18 protein-coding genes and 2 pseudogenes are annotated in these 17,401 nt (G+C 65.1%); 6 read left to right on the top strand and 14 right to left on the bottom strand.

What is annotated here, in order from left to right:
• Positions 1-35: 35 nt before the first annotated feature.
• Complete coding sequence (locus FAS41_RS11915) at positions 36-944, bottom strand: LysR family transcriptional regulator (RefSeq protein WP_138522435.1); 909 nt, start codon at positions 942-944, stop codon at positions 36-38.
• A gap of 105 nt (positions 945-1,049) precedes the next feature.
• Between FAS41_RS11915 and FAS41_RS11910 the strand changes: the two genes are divergently transcribed.
• Positions 1,050-2,270, top strand: a complete 1,221-nt coding sequence (locus FAS41_RS11910) for an SGNH/GDSL hydrolase family protein (RefSeq protein ID WP_138522433.1) — start codon at positions 1,050-1,052, stop codon at positions 2,268-2,270.
• A gap of 94 nt (positions 2,271-2,364) precedes the next feature.
• Here FAS41_RS11910 and FAS41_RS11905 read toward each other — a convergent pair whose 3' ends face one another.
• From FAS41_RS11905 to FAS41_RS11895, 4 genes and pseudogenes are all read right to left on the bottom strand, one after another.
• The gene (locus FAS41_RS11905; protein WP_138522431.1) at positions 2,365-3,480 is read right to left on the bottom strand and encodes a PilT/PilU family type 4a pilus ATPase; all 1,116 of its coding nucleotides are present in this window, start codon (positions 3,478-3,480) and stop codon (positions 2,365-2,367) included.
• Between the two features lie 114 nt (positions 3,481-3,594).
• A pseudogene (locus FAS41_RS31440) lies at positions 3,595-4,035 on the bottom strand (methyl-accepting chemotaxis protein); the annotation flags it as partial.
• A 99-nt stretch (positions 4,036-4,134) separates the two neighbouring features.
• Positions 4,135-4,821 (bottom strand): annotated as a pseudogene (locus FAS41_RS31435) (PAS domain-containing protein); the annotation flags it as partial.
• 226 nt (positions 4,822-5,047) lie between these two features.
• Entirely contained in the window at positions 5,048-6,805 is a 1,758-nt protein-coding gene (locus FAS41_RS11895; RefSeq protein WP_138522427.1) for an ATP-binding response regulator, read from the bottom strand.
• Between the two features lie 27 nt (positions 6,806-6,832).
• Between FAS41_RS11895 and FAS41_RS11890 the strand changes: the two genes are divergently transcribed.
• A complete protein-coding gene (locus FAS41_RS11890) occupies positions 6,833-7,492 on the top strand; it encodes a response regulator (protein WP_138522425.1) in 660 nt (219 codons plus the stop codon).
• A gap of 205 nt (positions 7,493-7,697) precedes the next feature.
• Positions 7,698-8,330 (top strand): LysE family translocator, encoded by a 633-nt coding sequence (locus FAS41_RS11885; protein ID WP_138522423.1) that lies wholly within the window; start codon positions 7,698-7,700, stop codon positions 8,328-8,330.
• A gap of 58 nt (positions 8,331-8,388) precedes the next feature.
• Here the strand turns inward: FAS41_RS11885 and FAS41_RS11880 are convergent, their stop codons facing one another.
• Entirely contained in the window at positions 8,389-8,670 is a 282-nt protein-coding gene (locus FAS41_RS11880) for a peptidylprolyl isomerase (protein WP_138522421.1), read from the bottom strand.
• Between the two features lie 249 nt (positions 8,671-8,919).
• Positions 8,920-9,510 carry an NADPH:quinone oxidoreductase MdaB gene (gene mdaB, locus FAS41_RS11875; protein ID WP_138522419.1) on the bottom strand — a complete coding sequence of 197 codons (591 nt, stop codon included), beginning with the start codon at positions 9,508-9,510 and terminating at the stop codon, positions 8,920-8,922.
• A gap of 174 nt (positions 9,511-9,684) precedes the next feature.
• On the opposite strand from mdaB, the gene FAS41_RS11870 reads away from it, so the two are divergent.
• Entirely contained in the window at positions 9,685-9,978 is a 294-nt protein-coding gene (locus tag FAS41_RS11870) for a putative quinol monooxygenase (protein ID WP_138522418.1), read from the top strand.
• Positions 9,979-9,985: 7 nt separating this feature from the next.
• Here FAS41_RS11870 and FAS41_RS11865 read toward each other — a convergent pair whose 3' ends face one another.
• Complete coding sequence (locus FAS41_RS11865; protein WP_138522416.1) at positions 9,986-11,428, bottom strand: sensor domain-containing diguanylate cyclase; 1,443 nt, start codon at positions 11,426-11,428, stop codon at positions 9,986-9,988.
• Between the two features lie 254 nt (positions 11,429-11,682).
• On the opposite strand from FAS41_RS11865, the gene FAS41_RS11860 reads away from it, so the two are divergent.
• Positions 11,683-12,531, top strand: a complete 849-nt coding sequence (locus tag FAS41_RS11860; RefSeq protein ID WP_138522414.1) for a CAP domain-containing protein — start codon at positions 11,683-11,685, stop codon at positions 12,529-12,531.
• A gap of 4 nt (positions 12,532-12,535) precedes the next feature.
• Here the strand turns inward: FAS41_RS11860 and FAS41_RS11855 are convergent, their stop codons facing one another.
• The 4 genes from FAS41_RS11855 to FAS41_RS11840 form a co-directional block, all read right to left on the bottom strand.
• Positions 12,536-13,057, bottom strand: a complete 522-nt coding sequence (locus tag FAS41_RS11855; RefSeq protein ID WP_138522412.1) for a hypothetical protein — start codon at positions 13,055-13,057, stop codon at positions 12,536-12,538.
• Positions 13,058-13,240: 183 nt separating this feature from the next.
• Positions 13,241-14,077 (bottom strand): bifunctional allantoicase/(S)-ureidoglycine aminohydrolase, encoded by an 837-nt coding sequence (locus FAS41_RS11850; protein WP_138522754.1) that lies wholly within the window; start codon positions 14,075-14,077, stop codon positions 13,241-13,243.
• Between the two features lie 177 nt (positions 14,078-14,254).
• The gene (locus FAS41_RS11845) at positions 14,255-15,139 is read right to left on the bottom strand and encodes a LysR family transcriptional regulator (RefSeq protein WP_138522410.1); all 885 of its coding nucleotides are present in this window, start codon (positions 15,137-15,139) and stop codon (positions 14,255-14,257) included.
• Between the two features lie 82 nt (positions 15,140-15,221).
• The gene (locus tag FAS41_RS11840; protein ID WP_138522408.1) at positions 15,222-15,494 is read right to left on the bottom strand and encodes a hypothetical protein; all 273 of its coding nucleotides are present in this window, start codon (positions 15,492-15,494) and stop codon (positions 15,222-15,224) included.
• 158 nt (positions 15,495-15,652) lie between these two features.
• On the opposite strand from FAS41_RS11840, the gene FAS41_RS11835 reads away from it, so the two are divergent.
• A complete protein-coding gene (locus FAS41_RS11835; RefSeq protein ID WP_138522406.1) occupies positions 15,653-15,976 on the top strand; it encodes a hypothetical protein in 324 nt (107 codons plus the stop codon).
• Positions 15,977-16,058: 82 nt separating this feature from the next.
• Here the strand turns inward: FAS41_RS11835 and FAS41_RS11830 are convergent, their stop codons facing one another.
• The gene (locus FAS41_RS11830) at positions 16,059-16,772 is read right to left on the bottom strand and encodes a hypothetical protein (RefSeq protein WP_138522404.1); all 714 of its coding nucleotides are present in this window, start codon (positions 16,770-16,772) and stop codon (positions 16,059-16,061) included.
• Between the two features lie 52 nt (positions 16,773-16,824).
• Positions 16,825-17,046 (bottom strand): DUF1654 domain-containing protein, encoded by a 222-nt coding sequence (locus FAS41_RS11825; RefSeq protein WP_138522402.1) that lies wholly within the window; start codon positions 17,044-17,046, stop codon positions 16,825-16,827.
• Positions 17,047-17,401 lie beyond the last annotated feature (355 nt).

Raw genomic sequence — 17,401 nt, 5'->3', positions numbered from 1 at the left:
ATAGCCGCTGCGCTACACAAGGGTCGCGCGAGGGCTCACAGAGCCTCGAAACCGGGCAGACGCGGCAGGCGCTCGATGAGGAAGTCGATCAGCGCGCGGGTCCGGGCCGGCAGAAAACGGCGCGAAGGATACAGCAGACTGGCCTCCTGGGTAGGCCCGTGCCAATCCGGGAGGAGACGTTGCAGGGTGCCGTCGGCCAGCAGGTCGGCCACCAGCCAGGCCGGCGTCAGGCCGAAGCCGGCGCCCAGGCAGTAGCTCTCGCGGATCGCCAGGGAGCTGTTCACCGTGTAGCGGCTGCGGGTGGCGAGGTTCAGCTCGCGCCCGTCGGCGTGGCTCAGCAGCAGCTTCTGCCCGGCGTCGAGCCAGGCGAAACGCAGATAGTCGCAGAGCGGCAGGTCGGCGGGGCTGCCCAGCGTCGCCTGGCGCGAAATCCACGTCGGTGACGCGACCAGATAACGTGGCGAGCGGGCCAGGGGGCGGGCAATCAGTTGGTCCGGCAATTCGCCGCCCAGGCGCAGGGCGAGGTCGATACCTTCCTCGGCGAGGTCGACGAAGCGGTCGTTGAGCAGCAACTCGACCTCGACATCCGGGTGCCGTTGCATGAACTCCAGCAGCAGCGCATTCAGACGCAACACACCCAGGCTCACCGGTGCGCTGATACGCAGGCGGCCGCGCACCTGTTCGGTCTCGCCGCGGGCTTCGCTGACGCCCTCGGCATAGCTTTCCAGTGTCTGCCTGGCGTGCTCGTAGAAGCGTCGACCCTGTTCGGTGGGCTGCACGCGAGTGGTGCTGCGAATCAGCAATTGCGCGCCGACCTGTCTCTCCAGTGCCGCCATGGTCTTGCTCACCGTTGGCTGGCTGGTGCCGGACTCGCGAGCCACGGCGGAAAGACTGCCCAGCTCCACGGCGCGGACGAAACTGTGCAACGCCTTGAGAGTATCCATGTCCTATTCGTTTATCGAATGACGGATCTGCAAATATGCCGTCTACCGCCGTGAATGGGAATGGCTGAGTCTGTGGCCATCCCATCGCCGATATCGAGGAACGCCATGAAAAGATTGCTGCTCTCCGCCCTGATCAGCCTGACCCTGCCGCTGGCGCAGGCCGAGGAAGGACACTGGCAGGCGACCTGGAGCGCCAGCCCGCAGCGCACCTGGGGCAGGGAAGTACCGTTGCCGCTGGGCGTGCCGCCGGTGATCGGCAACCACACGCTACGGCAGAGCGTGAAGGTCAGCCTGGGTGGCCAGCGCGTGCGCATCGCGCTGTCCAACGCCTATGGCAGCCAGCCGGTGGCTATCGGTGGTGTCACCGTGGCACTCGCCGCGTCGGCCGGGCGGCTCGATGGGCCGAGCCGCCGCCTGAGCTTCGCCGGCCAGCCCACGGCGTATATCGCGCCGGGCGCCGAACTGCTCAGCGACCCGCTGGATCTTGCTGTCCCACCGCTGGGCGAATTGGCCGTGTCGATCTACCTGCCGCAGCCCACCGCCATCGAAAGCTTCCATTGGGACGGCAAGCAGCGCGTCTACGGCGGGCCGGGTGAGCAACTCGACGCTGCGCACCTGCCGGCGGACGGCAAGGTGGAAGCGCGGCTGTTCCTTGCCGACGTGCTGGTGGAGAACGCCGAAGCGCGCCCGGTGGTGGCGGTGCTCGGCGACTCGATCACCGACGGCCGCGGCGCCAGCCTGGACGGCAACCAGCGCTGGCCGGACGTGCTGGCGCAGCGGCTGGCGGCGCATGACGTGGGCGTGATCAATGCCGGCATCTCCGGCGCGCGCCTGCTCTCCGACGGCATGGGGCAGAGCGCCCTGGTGCGTTTCCAGCGCGATGTACTGGGCAAGCCGGGCGTGAAGGCGGCCATCGTCCTGCTGGGGATCAATGACATTTCCTGGCCCGGCAGCACTTTTGCGCCGAACAACCCGCTGGTGCAGTACGAGGATCTGGTCGCCGGCTACCGCCAGCTGATCGCCCAGGCCCATGTCCGCGGCGTGCGCCTCATGGGTGCGACCATCCTGCCGTTCGAGCACGCGCTCAGCGGGTCGCCCATCGAGAACTACCACGCGGCCAACAAGGAAGCGCTTCGCCAACGGCTGAACCAGTGGATTCGCGAGAGCGGCGAGTTCGATGCCGTGGTGGACCTGGATGCGCGACTGCGCGATCCCAGCCACCCGCTGCGCCTGCTGCCGGCCTACGACAGCGGCGACCACCTGCACCCCAGCGATGCGGGGAACCGGGTGATGGCGGAGAGCGTGGATATCGAACCATTGCTGTAGGAGCGAGCTTGCTCGCGAACCGCTTCAGGCCGTGCCCGCCGGCGAGCTGTGTTCGCGAGCAAGCTCGCTCCTACGGAAAGCAGCTCGGATAACCTCAACTGCCGAACGCAGGTCCGATGCTGTCGTCGTCCATGCCGCGCTCCAGCTTGATCTTCAGCGCGAGATCGGTGCGCGAGTCGGCGAACTTCAGCGCATCGCTCACGCTCACCCGGCCTTCCTCCAGGAGTTTATAGAGGCTCTGGTCGAAGCTCTGCATGCCGCTTTCCAGCGCGCGTTCCACCGCGCCCTTGAGCTCGGGCAGCTCGTCACGCTGGATGATGCCGCGGATGTGCGGCGTGCCCAGCACCAGCTCCACCGCCACGGCGCGGCGCTGATGGGTGCCGGGCACCAGGCGCTGGCCGACCAGCGCGAGGATGTTCTGTGACAGGTCGGCCAGTACCTGCGGGCGCGCCTCGTCAGGGAAGAAACGGGTGACGCGCTCGATGGCGTGGCGGCAGCTGGTGCCGTGCAGGGTGGCGACGCACAGGTGGCCGGTCTCGGCATAGTGCAGTGCGTGCTGCATGGTGGCGGCGTCACGGATCTCGCCGAGCATGATCACGTCCGGCGCTTCGCGCAGGACGTTGCGCAGGGCGTCCTCGTAGCTGTGGGTATCCAGGCCGACCTCGCGCTGGTCGATGATCGATTTCTTGTGCGTGTGGAGGAACTCGATGGGGTCCTCGATGCAGACGATGTGCCCGGAGCGGTGGCGATTGCGGAAGTCCAGCATGCTCGCCAGGGTGGTGGATTTGCCTGCGCCGGCCGCGCCGATCACCAGGATCAGCCCGCGGTCCTGCATGGCCAGCTTGTCGAGGATCGACGGCAGGCCGAGGGAGGTGACGTCGGGGATCACCTGCTTGATCAGGCGTACCACCATGGCCACTTCGCCACGCTGGAAGTAGATGTTCGCGCGGAAGCGCCCGACGTCCGGCACGCTCAGCGCCAGGTTCATTTCCAGATCGCGCTCGAAGTCCTGCGCCTGGGCCGGCGACATCAGTTGCCAGGCCAGGGTCTTCACTTCACCGTTCTGCAGCACGCGATCGTCTGCCGGCTGGCTGTGGCCTTCGGCTTTCAGGTGCGGCGGTGCGCCGACGCTGAAGAACATGTCCGAGCCGCCGCGCTCGGGTAGCAGGCGCAGGTACTGGATGACGTCGGGGAGGGGAGTGTTGCTCATGGGATCGTCCTTGGATGGCGAGAGTGCGCATCTGCATTGAGCCTAGCCGCAATGCCGGACGGGAGCCTAGGGGAGGCTGCGGCACGCCGTGTTGACGTGCCGCAGGGAAGCACCTCAGGTCGACAACTGGTTGGCGAACTGGCCCACGGCGTTGACCACGCGCTGGGCGCTGTCCTGGATCTCGATGATCACCGTACCAGCCTGCCCGGACAGCTCCAGGCCCAGCTCGGCCTGCTGCTTGCCGCGGTCGATCATGGCCACGGCCTGGCCGGCCAGGTGCTGGTTCTGTTCCACCACGCGAGTGATTTCCTCGGTGGCGGCGCTGGTACGCGAGGCGAGTTGGCGCACCTCGTCGGCGACCACAGCAAAGCCGCGTCCCTGGTCGCCCGCGCGGGCGGCTTCGATGGCGGCGTTGAGCGCCAGCAGGTTGGTCTGGTCGGCGATGCTGCGGATGCTTTGCACCAGCGCGCCGATGGCCTGGGACTGGCGGTCCAGGGCCTCGATGCCCTGGGCGGCCTCCTGCATGCGGTCGGCCAGTTCACGCATCACCTCGACCGTCTGCTGCACCACGGCGGCGCCCTTGGTGGCGCTGTCGTCGGTAGTCTGCGAGGTATCGAAGGCGATGGTCGCGGCCTGGGCGACGGCGTTCTCGCGGTGCACCTGCTCGGTGATCACGGTGGCGAACTTCACCACTTTGTAGAGGCGGTCGTGGGCGTCGATGATCGGGTTGTAGGAGGCCTCCAGCCAGACTTCATGGCCACGGCTGTCGATGCGCTTGAAGCGACCGGTGACGAACTCGCCGCGACGCAGCTTGGCCCAGAAGGCTTCGTACTGCGACGAGTTGTACTCGCTGGGCTCGCAGAACATCCGGTGATGCTTGCCCTGGATCTGCGACAGGCCATAGCCCATGGCGTTGAGGAAGCGGTCGTTGGCGGCGAGCACTTCGCCCTGCAGGTTGAATTCGATCACTGCGGTGGAGCGTTGCAGCGCCTCGATCAGGTTCTCGTGCTCGCGGGAGTTCTCGATGGTGCGGGTCAGGTCGCTGGCGTAGATCGAGAAACGCTGGATCGCACCGGTGCCGTCGTGCACCGGCTGCAGGATCGAGCGCAGCCAGGCTTCTTCGCCGTCACCACGAAGCAGTCGGATCACCCCGGCCAGGTGTTCGCCGCGCTCAATGGCGTGCTTTACCTTCAGATGGAAGTCCAGCCCGCGGACATGGTCGGGAATCAGGTCCAGCAGCGGACGGCCCTTGAGCTGTTCGCCGCGGTGGAGCATTTCCTTCTCGAAGTTGCTGTTCACCGACTCGATGCGGCCCCGAGGGTCGAGGAACAGCACGAGCATTTCCTCGTCGAGGCTGGCGCGGATCTCTTCGACGGAGGCGAGTTCTTCACGCAGGGCGGCCAGTTCCTGCTTCAGACGCGAGTTGAACATTCGTGGGCTTTCTCTAGTGGTGAGGCACGAAGGCTATTGCCGATTCGTTTCACCCATTGCATCGGCCGAACCAGCCGCGACTTTAGCCCCGGATGAGTCGGCGTAGCCCGCATGGTACAAGGCCTGGCGCCAGTTTTCAGGCGGAACTGGTCAGTTCCTGACTGCTGGCGATGGCGGCGCGCAGCTGATCGGTGTCCAGCGGCTTGTGCAACAGCTGGCTGCCGCTGGCGGCGGCTTCACGCAGGCGCTCGGGGGAGGTGTCCCCGGTGATGATCAGCGCGGGCACCTTGCGCGAGAGATAGCTGCGGATACGCCGGACGGCGTCTGCGCCGGTCTGGCCCTCACCCAGGCGGTAGTCGCTGAGGATCAGGTCGACGGGGGCGCGGCCGCAGCGGCTGGCTTCGATATGGCGCTGGCAGGCGAGGAGGGCGCTGGTGCCGGGGTATACGCGATGACCCCAGACCTCGAGCAGCTTGCACAGCCCCTGCAGCACGTCAAACTCATCCTCCACCACCATGATGCCCAGCTCGGGGCCGCGACAGGTTTCGGCCAGCGGCATCGAGGGGGCCTGTAGCGGAGCCTCGGTCAGCGGTACGCGCAGGCTGAAACAGGTTCCCCGGCCGGGTTGCGAGGTCAGCGCCAGGGGATGGCCGAGCAGGCGTGCGGTGTGGCGCACGATGGCCAGGCCCAGGCCGAGCCCCTGCTTGCGGTCGCGTTCGGCGTTATGCAGCTGGACGAACTCGTCGAAGATCACTTCCTGCTGACTGGAATGGATGCCGATGCCGGTGTCGAGCACCTGGATTTCCAGTTCCGCGCCACGTCGCCGACACCCCAGCAGTACGCCTCCGTCCTGGGTATAGCGGAAGGCATTGCTCAGCAGGTTGTCGAGTACGCGCTTGAGCAGCAGCGGGTCGCTGTCCACCCACTGCCGGCTGTCCTGCACGCGCCAGCGCAGTTCGCGTTCGCGGGCGGTGCCGGCGAACTCCTCCTGCAGGTCGGCGAACAGCTTGTGCAGCGAGATCGGCTCGCGCGCCACAGGCACTACGCCGGCGTCCAGACGCGAGATGTCCAGCAGGCCGTTGAGCAGGTCGCCCAGGTTGCCGAGCATGGCGCGCAGGCGCGTGGCGATATCGCGTGCCTGGCGAGAGTCCACCGGACCGCGCTCGGCGAGGGCGGAGAGCGCGCCAACGAATAGCCCGAGGGCATGAATGGGCTGGCGCAGGTCGTGGCTGGCGGCGGCAAGGAAGCGGGATTTTGCCTGGTCGGCAGAGCGCGCCCGATCGCGCTGTTCGCGCAGGCTCTGCACCAGCTCGGAGTTCTCCTGGCGCAGGCGGATGGTCTCGCACAGGCTGCGGTAGGTTACCCGGCTGTAGTAGAGGTTGACCCCGGCGAGGCAGACGATGAAGAAGCTGTAGGTGGTGTGCTGCTCGTCGGCGACGCTCAGGCACAGCACCAGCAGGGGCAGCAGCATGGCCGTGAGTGAGCCGATGTAGGCCGGGGGATAGGCCGACAGGGACGGCACCGCACCGCACACCAGGCCCGTGAGCACGATGCAGGTGAAGGCGAACAGCTGCGGGTCGCCATGGGCGAACCCGGCCCAGCCCAGCCAGCCCCATAGCAGGCTGCTGGACCAGGACAGCAGCGTGTTGCCCCACAGCCAGTTTTTACCCAGCGTGTGCGCAGGGGCTTGCCGGAAGTACGCGCGTGCCAGGACAATCCGGCCCAGCGTGAGCGCGTAGAGCGCGGCCAACCAGCAGACCATCGCCGTCGGCGACAGGGCGTTGCGGAAGATGTACAGCACCGGCAGGGGAATCACCAGGTTGGCGAAGAGCACAGCGTACGATTGGCGGAACAAGAGATCGACCAGATCGCGCTGCTGCAGGTTGTTGTGCATGTCCGGAATGCCTCAGGGAGACGAAAGATGGAAGGGAAGCACGAACTGCGGGTGCTCATCGCCGATGACCACGGCATAGTCAGGGATGGACTGCGTCTGTTGCTGTCGACCCTGGTTGGGGTCGAGGTGGTCGGTGAGGCCGCTGACGGTCAGCGTCTGCAGGCGCTGCTGGAAGAACAACGGGCGGATCTTCTCCTGCTTGACCTGAACATGCCTGGTCTCAACCGGCTGCAGTTCATCCATGAGCTGCGCCAGCGTCACCCTCGGCTGAGAATACTGGTGCTCACCGCGAACACTGAACTGGCTACCGTACGTTCGGTGCTCGATGCCGGGGTGCACGGCTACCTGAGCAAGGGCGAGGACACCGGCGAACTGCTCGAGGCGATTGCCGCCCTGCGCAGCGGTCAGCACTACCTGGCGCGCAGCCTGCGCTTCCAGCTGGAAAGGCCTTCCAGGCGCCCGCAGGGCGAGGCCGACCTGCTCTGTGCGGTTGAGCTCACCAAGCGCGAACGGCAGATCCTTTCCCTGGCCGCCCAGGGCCGCAGCTCGCGGGAAATCGCCGAGCACTTCAGCATCAGCCCGCTGACCGTGCGCAAGCACCGCGAGAACCTCATGCGCAAGCTCGACCTGCACAGCACCGCGGAACTCGCGGCCTATGCCGTCCGCCTGGGCGTTCCCAGTGCCTGAGTCGAACCTGTGGTCTGCCTGCGTGCGCATGCCGCGCGTCCTGTCGGTGAGTCGTTCCGATAGAGACTAGCGCTGCGCACTACCGGAAAAAATACGGCAACTGTCGTATGTGCCCGACCTGCTGCACTCCCTAACCTTCCCGACACGGACCAGATGTTGCCTTGATGCGCATCGGCCGATACCCGATCAAGGGAAGGATCACACCATGACACTGCCTGCCTATTGGGCCTCGTTCGCCGTGGCGACGCTGGCCTTCGCCTGCATGCCCGGCCCGGCCATCCTCTACATGACCTCGCAGACTCTCGCCCACGGCCGCCGCGCCGGCCTGCACGCCGCACTGGGCATCCACCTGGGTTGCTACGCACACATCCTCGCCGCCAGCGCCGGCCTCGCCGCGCTGCTGCACCACGCCCCCCATCTGTACCTCACGCTGAAGCTGGCCGGGGCCGCCTACCTGATCTGGCTCGGCGGCACGATGATCTTCGGCCGGCACCGCCTGGGTGCCAGTGGTGAGGAAGTGGGCGAAGCACGACCGAAGGTGCTGCGCGACAGCATCATAGTGGAGGTGCTCAACCCCAAGACGGCGCTGTTCTTCCTGACCTTCCTGCCGCAGTTCGTCGACCCGTCCGCAAGCCTGCCGGTGAGCCTGCAGTTCTTCATCCTCGGGATGATCGTCAACCTGGTGTTCTCCACCGCTGACGTGCTGGCCGTGCTGTTCGCTGCGCTACTGCTCGGGGCGTTGGGCAAGGGGCGGGGGCAACGCCTGATGCCGCGGGTATGCGGCTCGATCCTGGTGGGGCTTGGCGTGATGCTGGTGGCCCGGGGCGGGCCGGTGTAACGCGGGGAGGGAGGGGATGCGCCGCCCCCCAAAATGGGCGCGGCGCGGGCGAAGCGGATCAGTCCTCGCGGCTGGTCACTTCCACCAGGTGGTAGCCGAACTGGGTCTTCACCGGACCCTGGACGACGTTCAGCGGGGCACTGAACACGACCTGGTCGAACTCGCGGACCATCTGGCCCGGGCGGAAGGTGCCCAGGTCGCCGCCGCTGCGGCCGGACGGGCAGGTGGAGTTGTCGCGTGCCACCTGGGCGAAGTCGGCGCCGCCTTCGATGGATGCTTTGAGTTCATTGCACTTGGCTTCGCTGGAAACCAGGATGTGACGGGCGGATGCACGGGCCATGGGATAACTCCTGAACAGGCAGTAGGAAAGGGCGAAGCCTAGCCGATTCCAGGCCTGAACCCAATGCCAGGCGCTGGGTGGCTTGCCCGATTTTGTAGGATGGCGTGGAGTGCAGCGATACCCATCGATTTCCGTGGAGGGATTGCTGATGGGTATCGCAAGCTCCACCCATCCTACGTTCTGCGATACGACCGGCATCTACGCTGCGAAACGTCACGCAGGACGAATGACGCACCGGGATGGGGGCGATCAGGCCTTGGTGCCGAACACTTCGCTCAGGTGCTGCTGGTAGCGCTGCACATCACCCTCGATGTTCGGGCGCTTCATCACGTCCACGCAGAGGAAGGTCGGCAACGGGCTCATGCCCAGGAACTGGTTGGCCTTGTGGAAGGGGAAGTACACCGCGTCCACGCCCTTGCCCTCGAAGAAATCGGTCGGGTCGTCGAAGGCCTGCTGCGGGGCGTTCCAGGTGGCCGAGATCATGTACTGCTTGCCATGCAGCAGGCCGCCGCTGCCGTACTTCTGCGAGGCGTCGGAGCGGGTGCGGCCGTCGTTGGCGTAGAGGCTGCCGTGGCCGGCGGTGAACACCTCGTCGAGGTACTGCTTGACGGTCCAGGGCGCGCCCATCCACCAGCCGGGCATCTGGTAGACGATGACGTCGGCCCAGAGCATTTTCTGCACTTCTTCCTGGATGTCGTAGCCGCCGTCGATGAAGGTCTCCTTCACGTCGAAACCGGCGTGGTCCAGGTGCGCGATGGCAGCTTCATGCAGGGTGGCGTTGTAGCGGCCGTCGGAGTGGGCGAACTGTTTGCCGCCATTGATCAGCAGGATCTTTTTCATGGGGTGGGCTCCCGAAATCTGAAGGGTGAGAAAATCGATGGACGCAGAATATCGGGCGACCAGGGATGGAAAAACCCGCTTCCGGACAAATGATCCGTGCGTGAGAATCAAAAATGGAGAAGATTGATTTGCGTCAGGATAAGGCAATCTTTCCTTAACGCAGGACTACCACCGATGTACGCCTTCATCCTTCAGGCCCACACCCTTCCGGAAAAATCCCAGGCCTTCGAGGACCTGTTCCGTACCTACCTGACGCCCAGTCGTGCCGAGGATGGCTGCATCCAGTACCACATGCTGCGCGACGTGAACGACCCGACGCTGTTCACCTTCTTCGAGGTCTGGCAGAGCCGCGAGCACCTGGCCATTCACACCGCGCTGCCGCACATGCGCGAGTTCCACGAGCGGCGCATGGAGTACCTGCGCCGCGATTTCGCCATCCAGGAAGTCGAGGTGATGGAGCCGCGTTGACCGGCGTTCAGGCCACCACCTTGTTGCGCCCGGCTTCCTTGGCCTTGTAGAGGTTGGCATCGGCCGCGGCGATCAGTGCCTCGACGCTGTCCGCCTCGGTATCCGAGGTGCTGGCCACGCCAACGCTGATGGTCACGATGCCGCGTGTGCTCTTCTCGTGGGGGAGTGCGGTTTCCTCCACAGAACGGCGGATGGATTCGGCCACCCGAGCGGCGGCAGCGGTGTCGCAGCCGGGCAGGATCGCCACGAATTCCTCGCCGCCGTAGCGTGCGGCGCCGTCGTCCTCGCGTTGGCAGCCCTGGCCGACCAGGTGCGCCACGTTGATCAGCGCCAGGTCGCCACGCGGATGGCCGTAGTGGTCGTTGTAGGCCTTGAACTGGTCGATATCCATCATCAGCACTGCCAGGGGTCCATCACCGCCGCGGCGGCGCTGCCACTCGCCCTTGGCCTTTTCGTCGAACCAGCGACGGTTGTGCAGACCGGTCAACGGGTCGGTGCCGGCTTCGGTACGCAGGCGATTCTCCTGGGCGTCGCGGCGGCGCAGGTGCCGGGTCAGGCGATAGGCGAAGAACAACGTTGCAGCGTTGATCGCCAGCAACAGGCCGCTGGTGACCCAGGTCCGCGCGGTCCAGGTCTGGAAGATCACCTCGCGGCACAACTCTACCGAGACCACCGCCGGGTAGTCGCCGATGCGTCGGTAGCCGCGCCAGTAAGCATCCGAGGTGGTGCCCTGCTGGCGGAAGTAGTCGTTGTGGCCGCTGGCGATGAACTCGCGGAAGGTGTCGATCTCTTCCTCGCTGGCGCGCGGCAGCTCCGGCGGCCATTGGGCGAGCACGGTGCCATCGAGTAGGCGGATGGAGACCACCCCGTGCTTGCCCAGGTCCAGCCCGCGCACGAACGACTCCAGGTGCTGCAGTTCCTTGATTGCGGCGACCACGCCGACGAACTGGCCGTCCTTGTTCGTCACCGCGCGGCTGAGTGCGGTGCTGGTCGAAGAGCCGGGATAGGACGGCATGAAGGGATGGCTGAGGAACAGGCGGCCGGGATTGTCGCGGGCGATCTTGAAATAGTCGCGCATGGACAGGTCCTGGCTGGACTCGCCGGCGTGGTTCAGGTCGGCCAGCAATTGGCCTTGGGCGTCGGTCACCACCAGGGTGCCCGCGTGCATCGAGCCGGCGGCGTGGCCTTCGACGAGCTCCTGCAGAACCTGTTGCGAGAGGTCCGGCGTCGCCGGGCCGGTGATGACATTGGAGAGTGTCAGCAGAGTCTGTGCGTGCACGTCGAGGTCACGGTGGAACTCGCGCTCCACCAGCAGCAGGGTGTTCTTGCCGCTGGCGTGGGCATAGGCCAGCGCATCCTGCTTCATCTGCAGCATGTGCCAGCCGGCCAGCAGCGAGGCAAGCACCGCCAGCAGGAAGGTAAAGCAGAACACGCGAATCGGTTTGAGCACTGCGCACCTCCCGCTGTGGCTCGGACTTTGTTCAGGTTCCTGAATTGTCCGATATGTCGGGTGGCATACAACGGTAGTTGGCAGGGCCCTTGCCTTATGTCAGGTGGCTGGGAAATTCTCCGAGGCGTGCAGCCGACAACCTTTACCGCAGGTTTCAGCAGAGCGCCCCAGCGAGGGAACCCATTCACGCCGGCCGCAGCCAAACGCCAAGAAATCCCGCATCATTGAGCTCTTTTCGACCATCGGAGCCGTCCATGCCCAGCCAGTCGTTCCTTCCGCGTAGCCTGCTGTTGTCGCTCGGCCTGCTGGCCGCTGCCTCTGCCAGCGCGGCCGACCAGGACCAACTGCTCGAAGCCATCAACGCCTACCGGGGCGATGTGCAGTCCTGCGGCGGCCAGGCTTCGCAGGTGCTGCCGCCGTTGTCACCGGACTCGCGCCTGGCGCTGCCGGCTTCGGCGGGGGAGTGGAAGGCCGCACTGAACCAGGCCGGCTACCCGATGAGCAGCGTGCGCATGCTCAGCCTGACCGGCCCGCGCGATGTCACGGCCGCCATGAAGGCGCTGCAGGAAAGCTTCTGCCAGGTGCTGCTGGACCCGCAGTTCGTCGATGTCGGCATCGTTCGTGAAGGCGATGACTGGCGCGTGCTGCTCGGTCGCCCTCTGCTGCAAGGCAAGCTGGGCACCTGGGAAGCCGAAGGCCAGCAAGTGCTGCAGGCGATCAACGCCGCGCGTGGCAAGGGTCGCCAGTGCGGCGGGCAGGCCTTCGGCCCGGCCGGCGCGTTGAGCTGGAACGCGACCCTGGGCGGCACCGCCGAGGCGCACAGCCGTGACATGGCCAATAACAACTACTTCGACCACAAGGGCCGTGACGGCAGTACCCCGGGTGACCGCGCGGAGTTGAACGGCTATGCCGGCCAGCGCATCGGCGAGAACATCGCTGCCGGACAGGGCAACGCGCAGAAGGTGGTGGACAGCTGGCTGGCCAGCCCTGGCCATTGCGCCAACCTGATGAACCCGCAGTACAGCGAACTGGGCGCGGCCTACGCGGCGGACCCGAAGAGCGACGCGGGCATCTACTGGACGGCGATGTTCGGCTCGCCCTGAGTCGTCATCGACCGCCGCTGACAGCGCCCGGCACGCCGGCCTGGCGCTTCAGCTTCGCTGCGAGAATGGCCGATTCGACCGCCGCCAGGGTGCCCGAGGCGGCCGGCCGCTCGAAGACACGACTTTCGGCGAGGGTGGAGACGCGCTCGCCGCTGTCCAGCGTGAACTCCACGAACGCCAGGTGCTCCGACCAGCTGCGGTAGCGCCGCACCATGAACAGGCTGTGGCGGCTGCGCACCGAGCTGATTTTCTCCAGCGCGATCTGCCGGTGGCTGTCCTGGCCGCAGAGCACCAACTCGCCCTTCTCGATGAAAGCCGGTTCGGCGCGCGCGACTCGCAGCCATTCCACGGCAAAGCGTACATCGAGCATCAGCAGGAACAGGGGCAGGAGCGAGAGCGGGGGGACGATGCCGCCGAACATCTTGATCAGCGTGAAGGCCGTCATCGCCAGCAGGATCAGCAAGGTGGCGGCGCGGTAGAAGAGGACGTTGTCGAACTCGGTTTGCGGCAAGAACCGGACTTCCATGTACCTGTTTCCTCGGCAACTGCGAAACGTTTTCCAGCCAGACGTTTTAGCAGACTGGGGCACGCTTGCCACGCGAGGTCGGTCACGGCACGGGCGACGCGGCAAAAGAAAAACCGGCGCCTGGGTGCCGGTTTTCAGGTGTCGCTGCGGGAGCCGGAGTCAGTTCCCGGCTGAACCGGCCACTCAGTGCGGCTGGTTCAGGGTCAGGCGCATATGGCGGTTCACATCCTTGTACAGCAGGTAGCGGAAGCGACCGGGGCCACCGGAGTAGCAGGCCTGCGGGCAGAAGGCGCGCAGCCACATGAAGTCGCCGGCTTCCACCTCGACCCAGTCCTGGTTCAGGCGGTACACCGCCTTGCCTTCCAGCACGTACAGGCCGTGCTCCATCACGTGGGTCTCGGCGAACGGAATCACGCCGCCCGGCTCGAAGTTCACGATGTTCACGTGCATGTCATGGCGCATGTCGGCCATGTCGACGAAGCGGGTGGTGCTCCAGCGGCCTTCGGTGTCCGGCATCACGCGCGGCTCGATGTCCTGCTCGTTGGTGACGAAGGCTTCGGGCAGCGGTACGCCGTCGACTTTCTGGTAGTGCTTGCGGATCCAGTGGAAGCGGGTGTGCTGACCGCTGGTGTTGCGCACCTTGTAGTCGGCGCCCGGCGGAATGAACGCGTAGCCGCCCGGCTTCATGGTGTGCACTTCGCCCTGCAGGGTCAGGCTCAGCTCGCCCTCGACGATGAACAGCACCGCCTCGGCGTTGACGTCCTGCTCGGGCTTGTCGCTGCCGCCCTGGGGCGCCAGTTCGACGATGTACTGCGAGAAGGTCTCGGCGAAGCCCGACAGCGGGCGGGCGATGACCCACATGCGCATGTTGTCCCAGAAGGGCAGGTGGCTGGTGACGATGTCACGCATCACGCCCTTGGGGATCACGGCATAGGCTTCGGTGAACATGGCGCGGTCGGTGAGCAGCTCGGTCTGTGCCGGGTGCCCGCCGTGCGGCGCGTAATAAGTGGATTTGGCCATGGGGTAATTCCTCATTGTTGTCTTGCTGCCCGGCGCGTAAGGCGCCGTGGTGAGCAATGCGTGCAGAGCGGCGCGCTTGTCGGTGCGCTGGCCGTCGCTGGAAACCACGATATCCAGCGGCGTGTTCATGCACAAATTAAATGTTGGAATCCGCTGTATTCGATTTACAAATGCGTGTCAGCCCTTCGTATCCTGCGCCAGGACCCGTGACAGTACGCGCGCCAGCTCCTTCACCATCGGGTCGACCGCCGGGCGGTGCAGCATGGCCACCTCGAAGACGTCCACCGAGGGTAGCCCGATATTCTTCGGTAGCACGGCGTGTTCCGCCGTCACCGCGCGCTGTGGCAGCAGACCGATGCCCATGCCGTCGGCGATGGCCGACTGGATGCCGGAGAGGCTCGAACTGGTGAAGCTGATATGCCAGCGCCGGCCGATGGACTCCAGCGCTGCGATCATCTCGTCGCGATACACCCCGCGCGGCGGAAAGGTGACGATGGGCAGCGGGTCCAGCTCGATGCAGGCGTTCTTTGCGCTATCCACCCAGCGCGTCTTTTCCGGCCAGCAGGCCACCGCTTCGCGGGCGTTCTGCCGCTGCTTGAGCAGCACCAGGTCCAGTTCGCCGCGGTCGTAGCTGGCGGACAGGTCACGGCTCAGCCCGCTGGTGACCTCCAGCTTCACCTGTGGGTAACGGCGGTTGAACGCGGCCAGTTGCTCGGTAGTGCGCCCGGTGGCGAAGTCATCCGGCACGCCGATGCGCACCGTCAGCGCCACGGTGGCGCCGGATAGCGCCTCGACCATTTCGTCATTCAGCGCCAGCAACCGCCGCGCATAGCCCAGCAGCGTATCGCCGGCATCGGTGGGCAGCACATCGCGATTACCGCGCTCGAGCAGGCGATGTCCGGCCATCTCCTCCAGCCGGCGGATCTTCTGGCTGACGGTGGACTGGGTCGAATGCAGGCGCGCGGCGGCCGTGGTGAAGCTGCCGCAATCGGCCACCGTGACGATGGCGCGCAGCAGGTCGAGGTCGAAGAGGCGGGTATTGGGTTTTTCACTGTCGCTCATGGCGGTATCGGAAATCTGAATGCGATACCGCTTTCTAGCAGCTCAGCCCGAGCCCCGGCAAATCACCCGGCGGTGTCGATGCTCAGAAGTCGACGGTCTTCGCCCAGGGATCGCCGACGCCGCTACCGCGCCGGTCGCCCTTGCGGCGGTCGTCTTCGAAGCGGATGGATTGACGTCGGTCGGCGCTGCAACGGCGCTCGGTGTGGCGGGTATCGATCTGGAACTTGGCCTTTGTCCTGGCCGGCGTCACCGCATCGGGCGTGGCGGCGGACTCCATGGGAACCAGGCTGAGTTCATCGATGGTCAGGTCATCGAAGTTGAAATCGCTGAGGTCGAAATCGTCGTCGAGATTCATCGCGCGTCGCTCCACTGCAATACCCTCAGTGGTGAGCCTAGAGGGATAGTGGCGTTGCGCCTTCGCAACCGACGAACTGCACGCCGGACGTTTCCTTCGGCGCGATCTAGACTCCAGAAGCTGACCATATCCGGGGGAACCACACGGAGAACGTCATCATGAAGCGTCTACCGATATCCCTGCCGGTGCTGGCTGCTGTCGCCGTGTTGTCCGGTTGCATGAGCAATGAAGAGTTCCTTGCCTCCAACCAGCAGGCGGCGATCAAGGCCACCGAGTCGCGGGCGAAGTTCGAGATGAACTGCGAGGCGGTGACCAGTAGCGTGCTGTCGAGCAAGGTCACCAGCGTGCGCCGGGCGATGGAGCGCACGGAGTACACCATCGGCGTGCGTGGCTGTAACAAGCAGGTGACCTACATCACCTACTGCCTGAATCCGGAAACCTGCAACGCCATCGCCGATACGGCGCGGATGGGGGCTCCGTAAGCCTCGCCGGGATGGGGTGTTTGTGGTCTGTCCTGGGTTTCTTCCCTACGCGACGGCATTTGCGAATCTATGTACGGGAGCCTTATTGGTTTCCCGACAGTTTCCGCAGAAACGGGCGAGGATCCATAGGCATCTGGCAGCCATGGTTTGCCGAGTCATCCAGCCAGGCTACTAGTCGCTTTGCTGTTTCGGTGTCTTCGGGCTGCTGGGCGCTACCCAGAATGTATTCGGCCTCGGCTCTGAATTGCGCCTGAGATAGTGCAACGGTCTCGGTAGAGCCTGCCCCGAAGCACTGGCTGGCATCTTGCGGAAAGGGGTAGTAAGCCTGCGCGGGATCGCCTCCGGCGAGGGATGATGACAGTGCTCCCAACGCCGCCTGATGTTCGGGACTGGCATCGTCAAACCGAAGATAGGAGCGGTCGCATTTTCTGAAGTTCATGACCGCGGCAGCCACAAAACCTTTCTCGGCCCAGGTCTCCAGCAGCGAGCACGCCTGGCTGCGTTTCTCGGTATCACTGCTTCGCATATTCAGAATGAGCTGCGCTTGGTAGAACGCGGCGGCCGGGTGCCCGAGTTCGGTAGCTTTCTGCAGTTCGGCGTTGGCGCTGTCTATCACCACCTCCAGCTTTCCCGCAGAGAAACCTTTGCTATCGGCGAGCATCTGCCGGGCTTGTTCCAGGCTTGAACGGGCCTGCTCATAGTGCTGCTCTGCAGCAGGAGAAGGACTACTGGCGAACACAGGGGAACAGTGGAATGCCAGGCCGAAGATGAAAGAAGAGACGTTCAGGGTACGCATGCTGTCCTTGTCATGGGCGGAGTTTTCTGGCGCTAGCTTGCCAGCTCTCGCCTCAATCCAGCCAGCTGTGCCAGGCCAGTCGGATGGCGCCGTCCTGCAGGGGCAGCAGCGTCAGGTTCGGCGCCTGGCGCAAGTCGGTGACCAGTTGGCTCCACGCGGCGGAATCATCGCTGGGCTCGCGGCGCAGGGTGATGCCCAGGCTCTTGAGCGTGGTCGGGTCAGCCAGCAGGGCGTTCACGCGGGCGGACAGTTGGTCGTAGGTTGCAGCATGCATGGGAGGCCTCCGGGGTTCGGTCGCGGGCTGGATGGAAAATACTGTATGTAAATACAGTATTTCTTGTAAAGACCTGTGTGACCATCGGTAGGTGGGTTTCTATAGGACCTGAAGTTGGGAGGCTCTGGGACGGGGCTCTGAGTGGTGGCAGTGCTCGCCTGGGAGCTCGGCCCTTGTGAGCCGCGGATCTGAGGGATGGTCTGCTGTAATCGTTCTGAAAATGGAACGCTAGAAGTGAATTTTGCCGTCTGGTGGAGCAAGGGTGTCGAATTTAATCTCTCTTCCCATGCAGTGACGCACTGCAGACGAGTCCAAAACCTTCCGGCCCAGCCGGCCCCACTGAAAGCAAATCGAG

It is taken from the genome of Pseudomonas nicosulfuronedens (assembly GCF_005877905.1).
GTDB lineage: Bacteria > Pseudomonadota > Gammaproteobacteria > Pseudomonadales > Pseudomonadaceae > Pseudomonas > Pseudomonas nicosulfuronedens.
The sequence above is the reverse complement of the archived record's forward strand: the minus strand, read 5'-3'. Positions and strand labels throughout refer to the sequence as shown.

Bases quoted from the DNA above. Each gene is read 5' to 3' on its own strand.
- FAS41_RS11835 (WP_138522406.1), top strand. From the start codon at position 15,653: ATGAAGCGTCTACCGATATCCCTGCCGGTGCTGGCTGCTGTCGCCGTG.
- FAS41_RS11890 (WP_138522425.1), top strand. From the start codon at position 6,833: ATGGAAGGGAAGCACGAACTGCGGGTGCTCATCGCCGATGACCACGGC.
- FAS41_RS11905 (WP_138522431.1), bottom strand. From the start codon at position 3,480: ATGAGCAACACTCCCCTCCCCGACGTCATCCAGTACCTGCGCCTGCTA.
- FAS41_RS11880 (WP_138522421.1), bottom strand. From the start codon at position 8,670: ATGGCCCGTGCATCCGCCCGTCACATCCTGGTTTCCAGCGAAGCCAAG.
- mdaB (WP_138522419.1), bottom strand. From the start codon at position 9,510: ATGAAAAAGATCCTGCTGATCAATGGCGGCAAACAGTTCGCCCACTCC.
- FAS41_RS11850 (WP_138522754.1), bottom strand. From the start codon at position 14,077: ATGGCCAAATCCACTTATTACGCGCCGCACGGCGGGCACCCGGCACAG.
- FAS41_RS11915 (WP_138522435.1), bottom strand. From the start codon at position 944: ATGGATACTCTCAAGGCGTTGCACAGTTTCGTCCGCGCCGTGGAGCTG.
- FAS41_RS11845 (WP_138522410.1), bottom strand. From the start codon at position 15,139: ATGAGCGACAGTGAAAAACCCAATACCCGCCTCTTCGACCTCGACCTG.
- FAS41_RS11830 (WP_138522404.1), bottom strand. From the start codon at position 16,772: ATGCGTACCCTGAACGTCTCTTCTTTCATCTTCGGCCTGGCATTCCAC.
- FAS41_RS11855 (WP_138522412.1), bottom strand. From the start codon at position 13,057: ATGGAAGTCCGGTTCTTGCCGCAAACCGAGTTCGACAACGTCCTCTTC.
- FAS41_RS11885 (WP_138522423.1), top strand. From the start codon at position 7,698: ATGACACTGCCTGCCTATTGGGCCTCGTTCGCCGTGGCGACGCTGGCC.
- FAS41_RS11860 (WP_138522414.1), top strand. From the start codon at position 11,683: ATGCCCAGCCAGTCGTTCCTTCCGCGTAGCCTGCTGTTGTCGCTCGGC.
- FAS41_RS11870 (WP_138522418.1), top strand. From the start codon at position 9,685: ATGTACGCCTTCATCCTTCAGGCCCACACCCTTCCGGAAAAATCCCAG.
- FAS41_RS11895 (WP_138522427.1), bottom strand. From the start codon at position 6,805: ATGCACAACAACCTGCAGCAGCGCGATCTGGTCGATCTCTTGTTCCGC.
- FAS41_RS11825 (WP_138522402.1), bottom strand. From the start codon at position 17,046: ATGCATGCTGCAACCTACGACCAACTGTCCGCCCGCGTGAACGCCCTG.
- FAS41_RS11910 (WP_138522433.1), top strand. From the start codon at position 1,050: ATGAAAAGATTGCTGCTCTCCGCCCTGATCAGCCTGACCCTGCCGCTG.
- FAS41_RS11840 (WP_138522408.1), bottom strand. From the start codon at position 15,494: ATGAATCTCGACGACGATTTCGACCTCAGCGATTTCAACTTCGATGAC.